The sequence below is a fragment of the Mycobacterium sp. 050128 genome, from assembly GCF_036409155.1.
Taxonomy (GTDB): domain Bacteria; phylum Actinomycetota; class Actinomycetes; order Mycobacteriales; family Mycobacteriaceae; genus Mycobacterium.
In genome coordinates, this window is sequence record NZ_JAZGLW010000001.1 from 612404 (window position 1) to 629463 (window position 17060).

Below are 17060 nucleotides of genomic sequence, written 5' to 3' on the forward strand. Positions count from 1 at the left end.
AAAGGTGTCACCGGTAGCTGGAAAACTCGGCGCCATGGCTGACCCGACGACACCGCCGTACGCCGACTACCCGCCGCCCGGGCGGGTCTTGCACATCAATCGCGAGGCGATCCACCATGGAGCCGAGATCGCTTGCCCGCGCGGCCCTTACGCACATCGCCAAACCGTCAACCAGGAGGATTGATCATGCCAGCCCTCGCCCCGCCGGTGACCGATGAGCGCAGCGCCCTGCGCGAATACCTGGCGTTCCACCAAAGCTCCTTCTTCGCGGTGTCCTACGGCCTCACCGACGAGCAGGCCCGGTCGTCACCGTCGGCCAGTGCGCTGTCGGTCGGCGGGCTGGTCAAGCACGTGACACGGATGCAACGCAGCTGGATGGCACGCATCGCGGCCGCGCCGGACCCGGGACCGAAGGATCCCCGGCCGTTCGACGCCAAGGCGTTCGCGGACCAGCACGTGATGCGGCCCGACGAGACCCTGGACGGGCTGCTGCGGGATTTCGCAGAACAGAACGCGGAGTCGCTGCGTCTGGTGGAAACCGCCGACCTCGACGCCGCGGTGCCGGTGCCACACGATGTTCCGTGGTTTCCCAAGGACCTGGATGCCTGGTCGGTGCGGTGGGTGATCCTGCACGTCATCAATGAGTTGGCCCGCCACGCGGGGCACGCCGACATCGTCCGGGAGACCATCGACGGAGCCACGATGTACGACCTGATCGCCGGGCTGGAAGGCTGGGAGATCGAGGGCTGGGTGACACCCTGGAACACCGGGCCGGATCGGTAAAACGCCTGCTCACCGGACAGCGAATTGGGCCTGGGCAGCCCTGGTTTGGCAGACTGCACAGATGAGCTCTACCAAACACCGAGACGTGGCCAAGCTCGACCGGGTGCCGTTGCCGATCGAAGCGGCCCGAGTCGCGGTCACCGGTTGGCAGGTCACCCGCTCCGCCGCTCGCGTCGTCACCAAGCTGCCGGGCCGGGGCCCGTGGCAACAGAAGGTGATCAAGCAGCTCCCCCAGACCTTCGCCGACCTGGGTCCCACGTATGTGAAGTTCGGCCAGATCATCGCCTCCAGCCCGGGCGCGTTCGGAGAGTCGCTGTCCCGCGAATTCCGCGGCCTGCTGGACCGGGTCCCACCCGCCGACTCTGAACAGGTGCACAAGCTGTTCGTCGAGGAGCTCGGCGCCGACCCGGCCGACCTGTTCGCCAAGTGGGATGAGACGCCGTTCGCCTCGGCGTCCATCGCGCAGGTGCACTACGCCACGCTGCACAGCGGCGAGGAGGTCGTGGTCAAGATTCAGCGTCCGGGCATCCGCCGCCGGGTCGCCGCCGACCTGCAGATCCTGAAACGCTTCGCCCAGGCGGTCGAGCTGGCCAAGCTGGGCCGCCGGCTGTCGGCGCAAGACGTGGTCGCCGACTTCTCCGCCAACCTGGCCGAGGAGCTGAATTTCCGTCTCGAGGCGCAGTCGATGGAAGCCTGGGTCTCGCATCTGCACGTATCGCCGCTGGGCCGCAACATCCGGGTGCCGACTGTGCACTGGGAATTCACCAGCGACCGGGTGCTGACGATGGAGCGGGTGCAGGGCATCCGCATTGACGACGTCGCCGCCATCCGCAAGGCCGGGTTCGACGGCGTCGAACTGGTGAAGGCGCTGCTGTTCTCGCTCTTCGAGGGCGGGCTGCGGCACGGGCTGTTCCACGGCGACCTGCACGCGGGCAACCTGTACGTCGACGACCAGGGCCGCATCGTGTTCTTCGACTTCGGCATCATGGGCCGCATCGACCCGCGCACCCGGTGGTTGCTGCGCGAGTTGGTGTACGCGTTGCTGGTCACCAAGGACCACGCCGCGGCCGGCAAGATCGTCGTGCTGATGGGAGCCGTCGGCACGGTCAAGCCCGAAGCCGAGGCCGCCAAGGACCTGGAGCGTTTCGCCACCCCGCTGACCATGTCGACGCTGGGCGACATGTCGTATGCCGACATCGGCCGGCAGCTCTCGACGCTGGCCGATGCCTACGACGTCAAGCTGCCGCGCGAGTTGGTGTTGATCGGCAAGCAGTTCCTCTACGTCGAGCGGTACATGAAGCTGCTCGCGCCGAAGTGGCAGATGATGTCCGACCCGCAGCTGACGGGCTACTTCGCCAACTTCATGGTCGAGGTCAGCCGGGAGCACGACACCGACCTGGAGGCCTAGTGGAAATCCGTACCGGGTATGCGAACGCCGGAGCCGGGTCGAACGACCTGAAGCTGTACTACGAGGACATGGGCGACGTCGACGACCCGCCCGTGTTGTTGATCATGGGCCTCGGCGCCCAGCTGCTGCTGTGGCGCACCGAGTTCTGCGAGCGGCTGGTCGGCCATGGCCTGCGCGTAATCCGTTACGACAACCGGGATGTCGGACTGTCCGGCAAGACCGAGCGGCGGAGCGTCGGCCAGTCGTTGGTGACGCGATTGGGCCGCTCCTGGGTGGGTCTGCGCAGCAAGGCGACGTACACCCTCGAGGACATGGCCGACGACGCCGCGGCGGTGTTGGACCATCTGGACATCGAGGCGGCCCACGTCGTCGGCGCATCGATGGGCGGGATGATCGCCCAGGTCTTCGCCGCGCAGTTCGCGCATCGCACAAGGACTCTCGGGGTCCTCTTCTCGAGCAATAATTCGGCGTTCCTACCCCCGCCGGCACCGCGCGCATTGCTGGCGCTGATCAAAGGTCCGCCGCCAACCTCGCCCCGCGACGTGATCCTCGACAATGCGGTCCGGGTGAGCAGGATCATCGGCAGTCCGGGTTACCGCATTCCCGACGAGCAGGTTCGCGCGGAGGCCGCCGAGGGATACGACCGCAATTACTACCCGCAGGGCGTCGCCGGGCAGTTCAGCGCGATTCTGGGCAGCGGGAGCCTGCTGCACCACAACCGGCGCATCACGGCACCGACGGTGGTCATCCACGGTCGGTCCGACAAACTGATGCGGCCTTTCGGAGGACGTGCGATCGCGCGCGCAATAAGCGGCGCCCGATTGGTGTTATTCGACGGAATGGGACATGATCTGCCACAGCAGCTGTGGGATCCGGTGATCGGTGTCTTGACGGGCAATTTCGCCGAAGCCAGCTGAGCCAGAGTCGAGCAGGCGGCTTAGGCTGTATTTGTTCGTCTCAACTTTCGCACGAGATCTCACAGAGTTATAGCGTTGATACTTGGGAGGACGCGATGGTCGCGAAATTGAAGCCGTATTACGAAGAGTCGCAGGCTACCTACGACATTTCTGACGACTTCTTCGCGTTGTTCTTAGACCCCAACATGGTCTACACCTGCGCATACTTCAAAAACGACGACATGACGCTGGAAGAGGCGCAGCGCGCGAAGCTGGATCTGGGCCTGGACAAGCTGAAGCTCGAGCCGGGAATGACGCTCCTCGACGTCGGATGCGGTTGGGGCGGAGCGCTGGTCCGCGCGGTGGAGAAATACGACGTAAATGTCATCGGCATCACCCTCAGCCGAAATCACTACGAGCGCAGCAAATCTCGGCTTGCCGCCATCTCGACTACCCGCCGGGCCGAGGCCCGCCTGCAGGGTTGGGAAGAGTTCGATGAGCACGTCGATCGGATCATCAGCTTTGAGGCCTTCGACGCGTTCAAGAAGGAGCGGTGGCCCGCGTTCTGGGACTGGGCCTACGAGGTTCTCCCGGACGACAGCCGGCTGCTGATGCACAGCATCTTCACGCACCCGCAGTCGTACTGGAAAGAGCACGGCATCCCGATCACGATGACCGATCTGCGCTTTCTACGATTTCTCGGCAAGGAGATCTTCCCCGGCGGCCAGATGTGCGGTGAACCCGACATCGTCGATAACGCGCAGGCCAGTGGTTTCTCGCTCGAGCAGACGCAATATCTGCAGTCGCACTACGTGCGGACGCTGGACATGTGGGCGGCCAACCTGGAGGCCAATCGCGAGCGCGCCATCGCCATCCAGTCCGAAGAGGTCTACGACCGCTACATGCGCTACCTCACCGGCTGCGCGGACCTGTTCCGCAAAGGCATCTCCAACGTCGGACAGTTCACTCTGGCCAAGTAGCGCGACACGCCCGACATGACAGTCGGGTTGAACTGCCAGGTTTCGCCGTTCGTCAATACGGGCAGATGCGAAGTAATAAAATTTGCCCACTCGGGCTTCGGGGGAAGTTCGATGCGTTTGGCGGGGAGGGCGCAACACTCATGGCGCAAAAACTGGAACCACACTTCGACGACGTGCAGGCGCACTACGACCTGTCCGACGACTTTTACCGGCTGTTCCTGGATCCCAGCCAGACCTACAGCTGCGCGTACTTCGAGCGCGACGACATGACGCTGGAGGAAGCCCAGCTCGCCAAGATCGATTTGTCGCTGGGCAAGCTGGGCCTTCGGCCCGGCATGACGCTGCTCGACGTCGGCTGCGGCTGGGGTGCCACCATGCGCCGCGCTGTCGAGAAGTACGACGTGAACGTGATCGGCCTGACGCTGTCCAAGAACCAGGCCGCGCACGTGCAGAAGTCGTTCGACGAAATGGACAACCCCCGGAGCAAGCGCGTGCTGCTGGCCGGCTGGGAAGAGTTCGACGAGCCGGTCGACCGCATCGTGTCGATCGGCGCGTTCGAGCACTTCGGCCACGACCGCTACAGCGACTTCTTCAAGATGGCCTACCACGTGCTGCCCGGCGACGGCGTGATGCTGCTGCACACCATCACCGACTTCACGAAGCAGGAAATCATCGACCTGGGCTTGCCCATCTCCATCGACCTGCTGCGCTTCATCATATTCATTCAGCGGGAGATCTTCCCCGGCGGGCGATTGCCGAAAATCCCTATGGTGGAAGAACATTCGAGCGATGCCGGTTTCACGCTGACTCGCCGCCAGTCGCTGCAGCCACACTATGCCCGGACCCTCGACCTGTGGGCGGCGGCGTTGGAAGCGCGCAAGGACGAGGCGATCGAGATCCAGTCCGAAGAGGTCTACGAGCGCTACATGAAGTACCTGACGGGCTGCGCCGACAAATTCCGAGAGGGTTACGTCGACGTCAACCAATTCACGCTGGCAAAGTAACCCGGCAACGTCGCCCTCCCGGGACCGAATAGCCGGTCCCGGGGCGCGCGCGGGGTATCTTTAGGTGCGTTTTGGGCAGGAAGGCAGACAGTCATGACTCGGAAACTGACACCGCACTTCGCCGACGTGCAGGCGCACTACGACCTGTCCGACGACTTCTTCCGCCTGTTCCTGGATCCCAGCCAGACCTACAGCTGCGCGTACTTCGAGCGCGACGACATGACGCTGGAGGAAGCCCAGCTCGCCAAGATCGACCTGGCGCTGGGCAAGCTCGGCCTGCAACCGGGCATGACGCTGCTCGACGTCGGCTGCGGCTGGGGTGCCACCATGCGTCGCGCTGTCGAGAAGTACGACGTGAACGTCGTTGGCCTGACGCTGTCCAAGAACCAGGCCGCGCACGTGCAGAAGTCGTTCGACGAAATGGACAACCCCCGGAGCAAGCAGGTGCTGCTGGCCGGCTGGGAGCAGTTCGACGAGCCGGTCGACCGCATCGTGTCGATCGGCGCGTTCGAGCACTTCGGCCACGACCGCTACGACGACTTCTTCACGATGGCCCACAACGTACTGCCCGATGACGGCGTGATGCTGCTGCACACCATCACCGGATTGACGGGGCCGCAGATCGTCGAACGTGGCATACCGCTGACGTTCGAGATGGCCCGCTTCATCAAGTTCATCGTTACCGAGATCTTCCCGGGCGGGCGGCTGCCCTCCATCGAGAAGGTCGAGGACCACTCGTCGAAGCATGGTTTCCGGTTGACCCGGCGCCAATCGTTGCAGCTGCACTACGCCAGGACACTCGATCTGTGGGCAGCGGCGCTGGAATCGCACAAGGACGAGGCCATCGAGATCCAGTCCGAAGAGGTCTACGAGCGCTACATGAAATACCTGACCGGCTGCGCCAACGCGTTCCGGGTCGGCTACATCGACGTCAACCAATTCACCCTGGAGAAGTAGCGATCGCGTCCGCCCTGACGGGTGGGGGTCGGCCATCGAGAAACCCGGTGGCCTCGCGGCTCAAATCCGATGGATGCGTCCGACCAGGTGTAGGGTCCCCGAGATGGCCTCCCCACCGGGACGCCATGCCCACCGGGGGGGAACTATGTCTAAAAGTTCAGCGGGTGCCACGCGGCCACGGTCTAACGAGGCCGATGTTCGAGCGCACTACGACCTATCCAACGAATTCTTCGCGCTGTTCCAGGACCCGACCCGCACCTACAGCTGCGCATACTTCCCCCAGGAGGGCATGTCGCTGCATGAGGCGCAGGTCGCCAAGCTGGATCTGACACTCGACAAGCTGGCGCTGGAGCCGGGGATGACCCTGCTCGACGTCGGGTGTGGCTGGGGTTCGATGATGAAGCGCGCCGTCGAGAAGTACGACGTCAATGTCGTCGGGGTGACCCTGTCCAAGAACCAGGACGCCTACTGTCAGCAGGTGCTCGACACGATCGACTCGAAGCGCTCACACCGCGTGCTGCTGACCGACTGGGCGGATTTCACCGAGCAGGTGGACCGTATCGTCATCATCGAAGCGCTCGAGCACTTCGGCTTTGACCGCTACGACGACTTCTTCCAATTCGCCTACGACGTCCTGCCGGATGACGGGGTGATGCTGCTGCATTCGATCACCGCCTTGCATCCCAAGCAGATGACGGAGCGCGGCATACCGGTGACGATTGAAATGGCGAAGTTCATCCGGTTCATCCTGAATGACATCTTCCCCGGGGGCCGCCTGCCGTCCATCGAGAAGGTGGAGGACCACAGCGCCAAGGCGGGTTTCGCCGTCACCCGTCGGCAATCGTTGCAGTCCGACTTCGCACACACCCTCGACATGTGGGCCGACGCCCTCGAGGCCCATAAAGACCAGGCGGTCGAGATCCAATCCGAAGAGGTCTACGAGCGCTACATGAAATTCCTGACCGGCTGCGCCAGGGCGTTCCGGATGGGCTATATCGACTGCAATCAGTTCACGCTGGAAAAGTAGACTGATGCGTCGGGCCGCGGGGGGTCCGGTCGTAAAGCGCCACCGACAGTAAGCAGCCCGATTAAGTGTGGGTATCGTTGCTGGTCAATCGGGTGAAGCTGGGCAACGGGTTTGAAAGCAGTGAATTCAGGAGAATTAAACGCAAATGGCAGAGCAACCGACTAGTGCGACGAAGGTCCGAACGCGTTCGGAAGACATCCAGGCGCACTACGACGTCTCCGACGACTTCTTCGCCCTGTTCCAGGACCCGACCCGGACCTACAGTTGCGCGTACTTCGAGCCTTCCGACCTGACCCTCGAAGAGGCTCAATACGCCAAGATGGACCTCAACCTGGACAAGCTGGACCTCAAACCCGGCATGACCCTGCTGGACATCGGCTGCGGATGGGGCACCACCATGCGCCGCGCGGTGGAGCGCTACGACGTCAACGTCATCGGCTTGACCCTGTCGAAGAATCAGCACGCCCGCTGCGAGCAGGTGCTGGGTGCGATCGACACCAACCGCTCTCGCGAGGTGCGGCTGCTGAACTGGGAAGACTTCGCCGAACCCGTCGACCGAATCGTCTCGATCGAAGCGTTCGAGCACTTCGGGCACGAGAACTACGACGACTTCTTCAAGCGGACGTTCGAGATCATGCCCGACGACGGCCGCATGACCGTGCAAAGCAGCGTCAGCTACCACCCGTACAACATGAACGCCCGCGGCAAGAAACTCACCTTCGAGACCGTGCGCTTCATCAAGTTCATCATCACCGAGATCTTCCCAGGCGGCCGCCTGCCGACCACCGAGATGATGGTCGAGCACGGCGAGAAGGCGGGTTTCGTTGTGCCCGAACCGCTTTCACTGCGCGACCATTACGTCAAGACGCTGCACATCTGGGGCGATACGTTGGAGTCCAACAAGGACAAGGCCATCGAGGTCACTTCCGAAGAGGTCTACGAGCGCTACATGAAGTACCTACGCGGCTGCGAGCACTACTTCGGCGACGAGATGCTGGACTGCAGCCTGGTGACCTACCTCAAGCCGGGTGCCTCGAACTAGTAGCGGCCCAATGGGCCTGATTTTCTCCGCGCTGTCGGATTAGGGCTGCGTCGTTCGTCGGATAGGTAGAGAGTGGAGCACGAGGCTTCGCTCGCTATCGGAGGTGACGAACATGCAGTATTTCGCGCTGTTGATCAGCAAAGAGCAAGACCGCACACCCGACGACCCGGCCACCGCGATGGCGGCATGGGAAAGGTTCCACACCAAGGCCGGCCCGGCGATCAAGTCCGGAGACGCGCTGGCGCCCGCGGCCGGCGCGGCGGTCATCACCGGCGGCCCGGACACCCGAGTGGTCACCGACGGCCCGTTCGCCGAGTCCGCCGAGGTGGCCTGCGGCTACTACGTGTTCGAAGCGGAAAACCTCGATGAGGCGCTTGCCCTGGCGCGCGATATCCCGCTCGCCACATATGGAGCCGTGGAGGTGTGGCCCACCGTCCACTCGATCGAGACGTCCCGCCCGCTCACCGGCAACGACTGGCTGGCGCTGCTGCTGGAACCGGCCGAGAAGGCACACACCCCCGGCACGCCGGACTGGGAGGCGGTGGCGGCCAAGCACGCGGACCTGCACGCGGCCGTCGGCGATCACATTGTCGGCGGAGCCGCGTTGCACGATCGGTCCACCGCGACGACCGTGCGGGTGCGCGACGGCGAGGTCCTGATCACCGACGGGCCCTATGTGGAAGGCGCCGAAATCGCCACCGGCATCTACCTATTGGGTGCGGCGGACCGTGACGAGGCCGTCAAGATCGCGTCGATGATTCCCGCCTCGACGGTGCAGTTGCGGCAGCTCGCTGGAATCTCGGGACTCTAACCGTCCGCAATGAACAGCCTGGACGGCGTCTTCCGCCGGGAATGGGGTCCCGCCGTCGCCGCGCTCGCGCGATGGTCCGGCGACCTCACCGTCGCCGAAGACGCCGTCCAGGAGGCCTGCGCCGAGGCGCTGCGCAGCTGGTCCCGCGACGGTGTGCCCGACAGCCCCGGCGGGTGGCTGATAACCGTTGCCCGCAACCGTGCCCGGGATCGGCTGCGCCGCGAATCCGTCCGTCCCGGAAAGGAATTGGCGGCTTTCGTGGACGAGATCAAGGCACGCACCGAGCACACCGACCCGCATCCGGTTCGCGACGACGAGCTGCGGATGATGTTCACCTGTGCGCATCCGGCGCTGGACCGGCAGTCGCAATTGGCACTGACGCTGCGGCTGGTGTCCGGATTGACCGTCGCCGAGATCGCACGGGCTCTGTTGCAGACGGACACCGCCGTCGGTCAACGAATCACGCGCGCCAAGAACAAGATTCGTCACGCCAACATCCCGCTGCGGGTACCGCCGGCGCAACTGCTGCCCGAGCGGACACCACACGTGCTCGGTTGTATCTATTCGGTTTTCACCGAGGGGTATTGGTCGACGACGGGTTCGTCGGCGATCCGCGACGAACTGTGCGACGAAGGCGTCCGGCTGGCCGGCGAGTTGTGCACGCTGATGCCGGACGAGCGTGAGGCCCACGCCTTGACCGCCCTGACCCTGCTGCACGACTCGCGGCGAGCGACGCGGATCGATCACACCGGGATGCTGGTGCCATTGGAGGATCAGGACCGCAGCAAGTGGGACCGCGGCCGTATCGCGCGCGGGCTGGACCGGCTGCGCCTGGCCGAGGGTTCGACCGGCCCGTATCTGCCCCAGGCCGTGATCGCCGCGGTGCACGCGACGGCGCCGTCATGGGAGCAGACCGATTGGGTCACCATCTGCACGGCCTACGACCGGCTGTTGGAATTAACGGGTTCGCCGGTGGCGGGCGCCAACCGCGCGATGGCGGTGGGCTTGCGCGACGGCCCCGACGCCGGGCTTTTAGCGCTGGACGAGGTGGCGCGCGATCCCCGGCTGACCCGCTCGAATCTGGTCGCGACGGTAAGGGCCGATCTGCTGCGGCGCGCCGGACGGCCCACCGAAGCGCTCACCTGGTATCGAACGGCATTGGAGTCCAACGGGTCTGAGCCGGGGCGCGACTTCTTGCGGCGACGTATCGCCGAGTGTGGGGGGTGACATGCGCCGAACGTCGAGTTGTCGGGCTGATCTCGGAAAAAGCGCCCAACAAGTCGACGCTCGACGTGAAGTGACTAGGCTTCGGTGAAGTTGCGGGTGACGGCCGGGTCGACCGGAATGCCCGGGCCGGTGGTCGTCGACACGGTGATCTTCTTCAGGTAGCGACCCTTCGAGGACGACGGCTTGAGCCGCAGCACCTCGTCGATCGCGGCGCCGTAATTCTCCGCGAGGTTCTTCTCGTCGAACGACGCCTTGCCGATCACGAAGTGCAGGTTGGCCTGCTTGTCGATGCGGAAGTTGATCTTTCCGCCCTTGATGTCGTTGACGGCCTTGGCGATGTCCGGCGTCACCGTGCCGGTCTTGGGGTTCGGCATCAGGCCGCGCGGGCCGAGGATGCGCGCGATGCGACCGACCTTGGCCATCTGGTCCGGCGTGGCGATCGCGGCGTCGAACTCGAGGAAGCCGCCCTGGATCTTCTCGATCAGGTCGTCGCTGCCCACGATGTCGGCACCCGCGGCGGTGGCCTCTTCGGCCTTGTCACCGACGGCGAACACCGCGACCCGGGCCGTCTTACCGGTGCCGTGCGGAAGATTGACCGTGCCACGGACCATCTGGTCCGCCTTGCGCGGGTCGACGCCCAGCCGGATCGCCACCTCGACGGTCGAGTCCTGCTTGGTCGAACCCGTCTCCTTGGCGAGCTTGGCCGCCTGGAGCGGGGTGTACAGGTTGTCGCGATCCACCTTCTCGGCGGCGGCGCGGTATGCCTTGCTGTTCTTGCTCATTGATCAATCCAATCTGGTGTTGGGGTCGTGGTTATTCGGGCCGAAGCCAGCCCTCCCACGGGGTGGAGCTCAGGGTTATGCACGCCTATTCAACGGTGATCCCCATCGACCGGGCGGTACCGGCGATGATCTTGGCGGCAGCGTCGATGTCGTTGGCGTTGAGATCGGTCTTCTTGGTCTCGGCGATCTCGCGGACCTGGTCCCAGGTGACCTTGGCGACCTTGGTCTTGTGCGGCTCGGCCGAGCCCTTGCCGACGCCGGCGGCCTTCAGCAGCAGCTTGGCGGCGGGCGGCGTCTTGAGCGCGAAGGTGAAGCTGCGGTCTTCGTAGACCGTGATCTCCACCGGGATCACATTGCCGCGCTGGTTTTCCGTCGCGGCGTTGTATGCCTTGCAGAACTCCATGATGTTCACACCGTGCTGGCCGAGCGCGGGTCCCACCGGCGGCGCAGGGTTTGCCTGTCCCGCCACGATCTGGAGCTTGATCAGCCCAACGACTTTCTTCTTCGGGGCCATGAGATTTTGACGTTCCTTCCTGGTTTATGCATCCAGCCGTTCCCGCGAACGGGATGGCTGGCTAGATCTTGGAGACTTGGGTAAAGGTGAGTTCCACCGGTGTTTCGCGGCCGAAGATCGACACCAACACCTTGAGCTTCTGCTGTTCGGCGTTGACCTCGTTGATGGTGGCCGGCAATGTCGCGAACGGCCCGTCCATGACCGTCACCGATTCGCCCACCTCGTAGTCGACCTCCACGACCGGGCGTTCCAGCCCACCGGCCTCGGTGGCGGCGGCGGCGGCGGTCGTCCCGCCCTTGACGGGCTTCTTCGCCGAACCGGGCGGCAGCAGGAACTTCACCACGTCGTCGAGCTTGAGCGCCGACGGACGCGACGTCGCGCCGACGAATCCCGTCACGCCGGGGGTGTTGCGCACCGCGGCCCACGAGTCGTCGGTCAGGTCCATGCGCACCAGGATGTAGCCCGGCAGCACCTTGCGGTTGACCTGCTTGCGCTGGCCGTTCTTGATCTCGGTGACCTCTTCGGTGGGTACTTCCACCTGAAAGATGTAGTCGCCGACATCGAGGTTCTGCACACGGGTTTCGAGGTTGGCCTTCACCTTGTTCTCGTATCCCGCGTACGAGTGGATGACGTACCAGTCGCCGGGCTTGCTGCGCAGGTCCGCCTTCAGGGCGGCGGCAGGGTCGGCCTCGTCGGCCGCCTCTGCCGACTCCGCGGGGGTTGCCTGGGCCGCTACGGCCGCGGGGTCCTCGGTGGTCTCAGGGGCCTCGACGACCTCGGCAGGCTCTTCTACGTCGACCGCTTCACCGGCGGACGTGTCACCGTCGAAGGTAGTCACGGTTTTCAGTCCTCTCTATCTCTCTAAGCTCAACCGAACACCAGCAGCACGAGCTTGGTCAGGCCGAGATCAGTCAGGCCGACCAACGCCACCATGAAGGCGAGGAACACCAGCACCACGGAGGTGTAGGTGAGCATCTGCTTGCGGTTCGGCCAGATCACCTTCCGCATCTCCGCAACGACCTGCTTGAGGTAGTTGTAGACGAAGACGAGCGGGTTGGCCGTGCGGTCCCCGGGTTTCTTCGGCTTCTTGGCCTTCTTGTCGGCTCCGGCCTTCTTGGCGGTCGACTTCTTGGACTCCTTGGCGTCCTTGGAGGCCTCGTCCGACGACTCGACGTCGACGTCTTCGCCGTCCGCCACCCGCTGCCGGGACCGCTTGCCGGTTGGCCGTTGCGGACGCGCTGCAGGCTTGGTCACCACGGCCGTCCGACCACCGCTGGCGCTGTCGTCGGTGTCACCGCCGTCGCGTGCGGCGTCGTTGGCGGCACCGATGTCGGGGCCCTCGTCGCTCACCGCATGCTCCTTTGTTCGCTAGCTATCTCGCGATTCGTTCCGTGCTGTCCGGTTATGTCCAGCATGGCACGTTATCCGTTGTCCGACTCCTACTCAGGCCGTTGGGGCCTGCATCGTCGTCGGACGTTCGCCTTGTGCAGGGGCGACAGGACTTGAACCTGCAACCTGCGGTTTTGGAGACCGCTGCTCTGCCAGTTGAGCTACGCCCCTTCGCGGTTGGCAGGCCAACCTGCGCTTACCTTCCGGGGCCTACATGACACACGCGCTCTCCGTTCGGTGATCGCCGAACCTATGGACAGCGCGCTGTAATGGGAAAACCCCGAGGTCCGAGTGTACATCGGCACGGGAGTCAGATACTAATTAGCGGTTCTGACGACCTGCCCGGATTCGTGGTCCCATCTGAGCTTGACGGGATCGTCGTCGTTCGATTCTTCCCGGTATTGCCCCATCAGCGTCGTGTAGGCCTCCATCACAACCTCACCGTTGTCGTCGGTGCAGATGTTCTTGGTAACGACGATGTCGGCGCCGAATCGCTCGTTGACCGACTCGACGTCCATCCGCCCCCACAGCTTGTCGCCCGCCTGGATCGGCCTCTTGAAGACGAAGCGCTGCTCGACCTGGACAATCACCAGGCTTTCCATGCCCAGATCGACGTGGCGGAAGAAATCCAGCTGAACGTACTTGGCGAAGATCGTGACGAGGGTCAGCGGCGCGAGGATCGAGTCGTAACCAAGTTCGGCCGCCGCGGCTTCCTCGTAGAAGGCCGGGTGATCGTTCTTGATGGCCCGGGCGAACTCACGAACCTGCTCGCGGCCGACCACGAAGTAGTCCGGATACCGCCAGATCATGCCGCGGATATCAGTCTTGAGCGCCATGGGTTACGCCAACTTGGCCGACGCGACAGCCCGTCCGAAGATCTTCTTACCGCCGGTGGTGGCGCTGATCGCGATGGTCACCAACTTGGTCTCCGGGTCAGCCGACTTCACCCGGCCGCTGAATACCAGCTCGGCGCCCTTGCCGTCGTTGGGCACCGGCACCACGGCCGTGAACCGGACGTTGTACTCGCTGACGGCACCGGGGTCCCCGACCCACGACGTGACGTAACCGCCGCCGATCCCCATCGTGAGCATGCCGTGCGCGATCGCGGTGTCCAACCCGACGACCTTGGCGATCTCGTCGTCCCAGTGGATCGGGTTCAAGTCCCCCGAAACTCCCGCGTAGTTCACCAGATCCTGGCGCGTCAGCGGGTAGGTCTTCTCCGGAAGCTGGTCGCCCACCTTCACCGAGCTGAACTCACGCAGTGGCATCAGTAAATCCCTCTTCCCCGTTCTCGCCGGCACGGCCCGCCAGGGTCGTGTAGGTCTCCTGCACGATGTCACCGGCCTCGTCGGTGATGATGTTCTTGGTCACGATGATCTGGGTGCCGTGCGAGACGCGCATGGAGTCCACGTATACGTCGCAGTAGAGCCGGTCGCCCGCCACGAGCGGCTTGAAGTACTTGAGCACCTGGTCGACCTGGACGATCTGCGCGTCGCTCACCGCGATGTTGGCGTGCCTGAAGAACGCCGACTGCGCCTGGTAGCCGAATACGCAGCAGAACGTCAGCGGCGCCAGCAGCCCCTTGTAGCCGAGTTCGGCGGCGGCCTGCTCCTGGGAGAAGTACGCGTCGTTATTCTGCACGGCGACCGCGTACTCGCGGATCTTTTCCCGCTCCACCTCGTAGTAGTCGGGATAGCGGTAATGCATCCCGACTAGATCTTTGGTCAACGGCACGGCTTTAAAACCTACCTGGTCAATTTCGTCTAAACAGCTAGAGATAATTAGCGCGTCTCGCGGTGTGCCTGGTGCTTGCCGCAGTTCGGGCAGAACTTCTTCAGCTCCAACCGGTCCGGGTCGTTGCGGCGGTTCTTCTTGGTGATGTAGTTACGGTGTTTGCACACGTCGCAGGCCAAAGTGATCTTCGGCCGCACATCGGTACTGGAAGCCATTACGGTTCTCTCTCAAATCTCTCGAACTCTACGTTGTTGTGTTGTAGCGATGGCCGGACTCGAACCGGCGACCTAACGATTATGAGTCGTTCGCTCTAACCGACTGAGCTACATCGCCTCTGGTACCCGCCGTCCGCCTGTTCGGCGTCCGCCGAGCCCCCTAACGGAATCGAACCGTTGACCTTTTCCTTACCATGGAAACGCTCTACCGACTGAGCTAAGGGGGCCTGGAACCCGTAGCGGTCAGTCTTGCCTCGGGCCTAAAAGAGGGTACAGCGCGACGCGCGACCGCACCAAACCAGAAGAAGGCGTTCAGCCGCCGCCGTTGTTGCGGTGTGGTTGCCACGCGCTGAGGTCGCTGAACTCGTCGTAAATGTCCTCTTGGTCGCCATCCGCGTCCTCCGCGTCGAGCAGGGTCCGCAGCGCCAGGTGCACGACCTCGCGCGCATCGGCCAGGTGATAGCGACGTATTGCCTCTTGCACCAGGTCGTCGTCGATCTCGATTTCGACCTTCTTGAGCATGGACCAACAATACCCACGCAGCACCGATCGAACCGTTCGGCGAAAGTGCGGTTGACGGGCCGTGATGCGCCCGAAATGCCAGCTCGGTTCGCCGGGTCATAGTCTGTTGCGGTGACAGATTCGTCAGCGGACCGACTGTATTTCCGGCAACTGCTCTCCGGTCGCGATTTCGCCGCCGGCGACATGATGGCCGCCCAAATGGGCAATTTCGCGTATCTGATCGGCGACCGTCAGACCGGCGACTGCATGGTGGTCGACCCGGCATATGCCGCCGGCGAGCTGGTCGACGCGGCCGAAGCCGACGGCATGCACCTGTCCGGTGTACTGGTCACCCACCATCACCCGGACCACGTGGGTGGCTCGATGATGGGCTTCGAACTCAACGGCCTGGCCGACCTGCTGGAGCGGACCAGTGTGCCGGTGCACGTGAATACCCACGAGGCGCTTTGGGTGTCGCGGGTTACCGGGATTGGCGTCGACGACCTGACCCCGCACGAGCACGGCGACAAGATCAGCATCGGCGCTATCGAGATCGAGCTGCTGCACACCCCCGGCCATACGCCGGGTAGCCAGTGCTTCCTGCTGGACGGCCGGCTGGTCGCCGGCGACACGCTCTTCCTGGACGGCTGCGGGCGCACCGACTTTCCCGGCGGGGACTCCGACGAGATGTATCGCAGCCTGCAGCAGCTGGCGGCGCTGCCCGGCGACCCGACCGTTTTTCCGGGCCACTGGTATTCCACCGACCCGAGCGCGTCGCTGGCCGAGGTCAAGCGTTCCAACTATGTGTATCGCGCCGCCAACCTTGACCAGTGGCGAATGTTGATGGGCGGCTGAGTAATAGCCAGGATCATTGCGATTCCGCGGCCGGGCCAGCACAATTTCGGGTGCACATCGCTGTGATATAAGCGGAGGGATGGATTCCATGGGGTGGATCCAGGGCAGCTGGCACGGGGTCACCGATGTTGAGTCCAGCACCTGGTTGGCGTGGGCGGCGTGGGCGGCGATTGCGCTCGGCGTGATCGCCCTGGTCTTTGCCAACCATCAGATCAGCCGCAACCGCCGGCTGGCCTCCGAGCAGACCCGGCCTCATGTGGGCATGCTGATGGAGCCGCACGCCGCGGACTGGCACGTGATCGAGCTGGTCGTCCGCAATTTCGGTCGTACCGCCGCCTACGACATCCGCTTTTCGTTTTCGAGTCCGCCGACGGTGGCCGAATACGAGAATTCCACCGACGGTTATGCCGAAGTGGTCGAACTGCAGCTGCCCAGCGAATTGCCGGTACTCGCGCCCGGCCAGGAGTGGCGGATGGTCTGGGATTCCGCACTCGACCGCGGCGAAATCGGCGGCGGCATCGAGTCGCGCTTCACCGGCAAGGTGGTCTACTACGACCGCCCCGACAAGCCGCGCGGGTGGCGGTTCTGGGAGCGCGAGCGCCAGCCGCTGGAGACCAACGTGGTGCTGGACTGGGATGCCTTGCCGCCGGTGCAGCGCATCGAGTTGATGACGACGCACGACCTGGCCAAGCGGGAAAAGCAGAAACTGGAACTGCTACGCAGCCTGCTGACCTACTTCCACTACGCGAGCAAGGAAACGCGCGCCGACGTGTTCCGCACCGAGATCGAACGAATCAACAACGCGGTGGCCGAAACTCAGGATCGCTGGCGTGCCCGGCAGCTCGATGCACCGACCGACGTCGGTCTGCGCTGGGGCAACTCCCAAGACGATCTCGGTAAACACCGCGGCGAGCACGTTTGAGCGCCCACGTCCG

The 17060-nt window shown here is 64.0% G+C and carries 22 protein-coding genes and 3 tRNA genes; 13 read left to right on the forward strand and 12 right to left on the reverse strand.

From position 1 onward, the window contains the following. Positions 1–34 precede the first annotated feature (34 nt). The 11 genes from SKC41_RS02940 to SKC41_RS02990 all read left to right on the forward strand — a co-directional run bounded on the left by SKC41_RS02940 (position 35) and on the right by SKC41_RS02990 (position 10135). Entirely contained in the window at positions 35–184 is a 150-nt protein-coding gene (locus SKC41_RS02940; protein WP_442931548.1) for a hypothetical protein, read from the forward strand. 23 nt (positions 185–207) lie between these two features. Further along, positions 208–783 carry a DinB family protein gene (locus SKC41_RS02945; RefSeq protein WP_330978730.1) on the forward strand — a complete coding sequence of 192 codons (576 nt, stop codon included), beginning with the start codon at positions 208–210 and terminating at the stop codon, positions 781–783. Positions 784–844: 61 nt separating this feature from the next. Beyond that, on the forward strand, positions 845–2191 hold the full coding sequence (locus SKC41_RS02950; RefSeq protein WP_330976242.1) for an ABC1 kinase family protein: 1347 nt from the start codon (positions 845–847) through the stop codon (positions 2189–2191). After that, entirely contained in the window at positions 2191–3108 is a 918-nt protein-coding gene (locus SKC41_RS02955; protein ID WP_330976243.1) for an alpha/beta fold hydrolase, read from the forward strand. The genes SKC41_RS02950 and SKC41_RS02955 overlap by 1 nt, the downstream gene beginning before the upstream one ends. Positions 3109–3203: 95 nt before the next feature. Beyond that, complete coding sequence (locus SKC41_RS02960) at positions 3204–4067, forward strand: cyclopropane mycolic acid synthase family methyltransferase (protein WP_330976244.1); 864 nt, start codon at positions 3204–3206, stop codon at positions 4065–4067. Positions 4068–4207: 140 nt separating this feature from the next. Continuing rightward, positions 4208–5071 carry a cyclopropane mycolic acid synthase family methyltransferase gene (locus tag SKC41_RS02965; protein WP_330976245.1) on the forward strand — a complete coding sequence of 288 codons (864 nt, stop codon included), beginning with the start codon at positions 4208–4210 and terminating at the stop codon, positions 5069–5071. A gap of 93 nt (positions 5072–5164) precedes the next feature. Continuing rightward, a complete protein-coding gene (mmaA2, locus tag SKC41_RS02970) occupies positions 5165–6028 on the forward strand; it encodes a cyclopropane mycolic acid synthase MmaA2 (RefSeq protein ID WP_330976246.1) in 864 nt (287 codons plus the stop codon). A gap of 145 nt (positions 6029–6173) precedes the next feature. Beyond that, complete coding sequence (locus SKC41_RS02975; RefSeq protein ID WP_330976247.1) at positions 6174–7055, forward strand: cyclopropane mycolic acid synthase family methyltransferase; 882 nt, start codon at positions 6174–6176, stop codon at positions 7053–7055. A gap of 145 nt (positions 7056–7200) precedes the next feature. Next, on the forward strand, positions 7201–8097 hold the full coding sequence (mmaA4, locus tag SKC41_RS02980; protein WP_330976248.1) for a hydroxymycolate synthase MmaA4: 897 nt from the start codon (positions 7201–7203) through the stop codon (positions 8095–8097). A gap of 112 nt (positions 8098–8209) precedes the next feature. Further along, positions 8210–8908 (forward strand): YciI family protein, encoded by a 699-nt coding sequence (locus SKC41_RS02985; RefSeq protein WP_330976249.1) that lies wholly within the window; start codon positions 8210–8212, stop codon positions 8906–8908. A 9-nt stretch (positions 8909–8917) separates the two neighbouring features. Further along, a complete protein-coding gene (locus SKC41_RS02990; RefSeq protein ID WP_330976250.1) occupies positions 8918–10135 on the forward strand; it encodes an RNA polymerase sigma factor in 1218 nt (405 codons plus the stop codon). A 74-nt stretch (positions 10136–10209) separates the two neighbouring features. Here the strand turns inward: SKC41_RS02990 and rplA are convergent, their stop codons facing one another. The 12 genes from rplA to SKC41_RS03050 all read right to left on the reverse strand — a co-directional run bounded on the left by rplA (position 10210) and on the right by SKC41_RS03050 (position 15291). Further along, the gene (rplA, locus tag SKC41_RS02995) at positions 10210–10917 is read right to left on the reverse strand and encodes a 50S ribosomal protein L1 (protein WP_090600221.1); all 708 of its coding nucleotides are present in this window, start codon (positions 10915–10917) and stop codon (positions 10210–10212) included. Positions 10918–11002: 85 nt separating this feature from the next. Continuing rightward, on the reverse strand, positions 11003–11431 hold the full coding sequence (rplK, locus tag SKC41_RS03000; RefSeq protein ID WP_036466645.1) for a 50S ribosomal protein L11: 429 nt from the start codon (positions 11429–11431) through the stop codon (positions 11003–11005). A gap of 61 nt (positions 11432–11492) precedes the next feature. Further along, a complete protein-coding gene (nusG, locus tag SKC41_RS03005; protein WP_330976251.1) occupies positions 11493–12269 on the reverse strand; it encodes a transcription termination/antitermination protein NusG in 777 nt (258 codons plus the stop codon). 29 nt (positions 12270–12298) lie between these two features. Further along, entirely contained in the window at positions 12299–12781 is a 483-nt protein-coding gene (secE, locus tag SKC41_RS03010; RefSeq protein WP_330976252.1) for a preprotein translocase subunit SecE, read from the reverse strand. Between the two features lie 137 nt (positions 12782–12918). Then, positions 12919–12991, reverse strand: a tRNA-Trp gene (locus SKC41_RS03015). 146 nt (positions 12992–13137) lie between these two features. Then, positions 13138–13656, reverse strand: a complete 519-nt coding sequence (gene hadC / locus SKC41_RS03020; RefSeq protein ID WP_330976253.1) for a (3R)-hydroxyacyl-ACP dehydratase subunit HadC — start codon at positions 13654–13656, stop codon at positions 13138–13140. A gap of 3 nt (positions 13657–13659) precedes the next feature. Further along, a complete protein-coding gene (gene hadB / locus SKC41_RS03025) occupies positions 13660–14088 on the reverse strand; it encodes a (3R)-hydroxyacyl-ACP dehydratase subunit HadB (protein ID WP_330976254.1) in 429 nt (142 codons plus the stop codon). Then, positions 14075–14527 carry a (3R)-hydroxyacyl-ACP dehydratase subunit HadA gene (hadA, locus tag SKC41_RS03030; protein WP_442931656.1) on the reverse strand — a complete coding sequence of 151 codons (453 nt, stop codon included), beginning with the start codon at positions 14525–14527 and terminating at the stop codon, positions 14075–14077. Before hadA ends, hadB begins: the two co-directional genes overlap by 14 nt. Positions 14528–14601: 74 nt before the next feature. Then, the gene (gene rpmG, locus SKC41_RS03035) at positions 14602–14769 is read right to left on the reverse strand and encodes a 50S ribosomal protein L33 (RefSeq protein WP_066818100.1); all 168 of its coding nucleotides are present in this window, start codon (positions 14767–14769) and stop codon (positions 14602–14604) included. 44 nt (positions 14770–14813) lie between these two features. Beyond that, a tRNA-Met gene (locus SKC41_RS03040) sits at positions 14814–14887 on the reverse strand. A gap of 36 nt (positions 14888–14923) precedes the next feature. Then, a tRNA-Thr gene (locus SKC41_RS03045) sits at positions 14924–14996 on the reverse strand. A gap of 85 nt (positions 14997–15081) precedes the next feature. Continuing rightward, positions 15082–15291, reverse strand: a complete 210-nt coding sequence (locus tag SKC41_RS03050; RefSeq protein WP_330976256.1) for a type II toxin-antitoxin system VapB family antitoxin — start codon at positions 15289–15291, stop codon at positions 15082–15084. Positions 15292–15402: 111 nt separating this feature from the next. Between SKC41_RS03050 and SKC41_RS03055 the strand changes: the two genes are divergently transcribed. After that, positions 15403–16125 carry an MBL fold metallo-hydrolase gene (locus SKC41_RS03055; protein ID WP_330976257.1) on the forward strand — a complete coding sequence of 241 codons (723 nt, stop codon included), beginning with the start codon at positions 15403–15405 and terminating at the stop codon, positions 16123–16125. 79 nt (positions 16126–16204) lie between these two features. Then, a complete protein-coding gene (locus SKC41_RS03060) occupies positions 16205–17047 on the forward strand; it encodes a hypothetical protein (RefSeq protein ID WP_330976258.1) in 843 nt (280 codons plus the stop codon). Positions 17048–17060 lie beyond the last annotated feature (13 nt).